The following is a 1,682-nucleotide window of genomic DNA, read 5'->3' on the forward strand; positions in this document are numbered from 1 at the left end:
GAACTGGATTTCTTCGGCCGCGTGAAAAGCCTGAGCGATGCCGCGCTGTCGCGCTACCTGGCGAGCGAGGAAGCGCATCGCGCCGCCACGCTGTCGCTGGTATCGGAAACGGCCACGGCCTATTTCAACCAGCGTTCGCTGGCCGAGCAGCTGCGCCTGACCGAAAGTACGCTGGCGCTGCGCGAGGCCTCGCTCAAGCTCACCCAGCGCCGCTACGACGCGGGGCTGGAAACAGCCGTGGGGCTGCGTACCTCACAGATGCTGGTGGAATCCTCGCGCGCCACGCTCGCCGAACTGAGCCGTGAATACCGCCAGTCCGTGCATACGCTGGGCTTGCTGGCGGGCGACTTTTCGCTGCCACCCGACACCGATGCCGTGACGCTGGAAAGCCAGAGCCTGACGCCGCTGGCCGCTGGCCTGCCTTCGACCCTGCTGATCCGTCGTCCGGACCTGCGCCAGGCCGAGGACACGCTGCGGGCCGCCAATGCCGACATCGGCGCGGCGCGCGCGGCGTTCTTCCCGTCGGTGCAGCTGACGACCGACATCGGCACCACGGCCGGCAGCTTCTCCGATCTGTTCAGTTCCGGCATGGGTACCTGGACCTTCGCGCCCAGGCTGACGCTGCCCATCTTCAATGCGGGACGCAACAGCGCCAACCTGTCGCTGGCGGAAACGCGCAAGGACATCGCGGTGGCCCAATACGAAGGCAGCATCCAGCAGGCCTTCCGTGAGGTGGCCGACGCACTGTCGGCACGCGACACGCTGCGCGCCCAGATCGACGCGCAGCGCAAAGTGCGCGACGCCGACCGCGACCGCCAGCGCCTGACCGAAAGACGCTACGAGCGCGGCGTGGCCAGCTACCTGGAGATGCTGGAAGCGCAGCGCAGCCTGTTCGAGTCCGAACAGGAGTTCATCCGGCTGCAGCAGCGCCGGCTGGTCAACGCGGTGGAGTTGTACAAGGCGCTGGGCGGCTGGGAGCAGCCCGGCTCATGACCGGTCAGCCGGCCTTGTCGATGCGGTAGGCGCAGCGGCGCGCCCCCGTGAGGATGTGCTCTTCGCGCCGCACCCGGACATCTTCTCCCAGCACCTTGTGAAAGAGTTCCAGCTCGCTGCGGCAAAAGCCCATACAGGCTTTGGCCGCGGAACAGATCGGGCAATGGTTCTCAATGAAGAGGTAGTCCGGGCCATCCTTGCGCAGCTCGGCCATGTAGCCTTCGGCGCAACGGACTTCCACCAGCCGCTCCAGCCGTTCCTTCAGGCTGCGGGCGCCCTGCATGGCCTGGCGATAGCTGCCGAGCATGGCGGCCTCGCGCGCCTGGATCAGCTTTTCGACGCCATCCTCGCCGAACACCTGGCGGATGGCGCCCAGCATCTGCACCGTCATTTCGGCATGCGTGTCCGGGAAACGGCCGTGCCCGGCGTCGGTCAGGAACCAGATCTGGGTGGGCCGTCCCCGGCCCGCGCTATGGCTTTCGGAATCCACCAGCCCCTCCGCATGCAAGCGGGCCATCTGCTGGCGCACGGCCTCGGCCGTCACGTCCATGGCGCGGGCGATGACGGCAACGGACTGCGGGCCGCGCGTCTTCAAGGTCATGAGCACGCGGTCCGCGGGTTGATGCTCCCAGACGACGGGATGGGACGGACTGTCAGACATGGATGGGGATTCTCCGGATGTTTGCCTA

Annotated in this window: 2 protein-coding genes; one reads left to right on the forward strand and one right to left on the reverse strand. The window is 67.2% G+C overall.

What is annotated here, in order from left to right:
• Nucleotides 1-993: efflux transporter outer membrane subunit (locus tag VIR09_RS03200; protein ID WP_332011560.1), on the forward strand; the 993-nt coding region annotated here is incomplete at its 5' end.
• 4 nt (nt 994-997) lie between these two features.
• Here the strand turns inward: VIR09_RS03200 and VIR09_RS03205 are convergent.
• Nucleotides 998-1,654, reverse strand: a complete 657-nt coding sequence (locus tag VIR09_RS03205) for a metalloregulator ArsR/SmtB family transcription factor (RefSeq protein WP_332011561.1) — start codon at nt 1,652-1,654, stop codon at nt 998-1,000.
• Nucleotides 1,655-1,682: the final 28 nt, after the last annotated feature.

Source organism: Achromobacter sp., assembly GCF_036567245.1.
In the GTDB taxonomy this organism is placed as follows: Bacteria; Pseudomonadota; Gammaproteobacteria; order Burkholderiales; family Burkholderiaceae_B; genus Achromobacter.

Excerpts from the sequence above, each read along its gene's own strand:
- VIR09_RS03205 (WP_332011561.1), bottom strand. The coding sequence starts at position 1,654 with ATGTCTGACAGTCCGTCCCATCCCGTCGTCTGGGAGCATCAACCCGCG.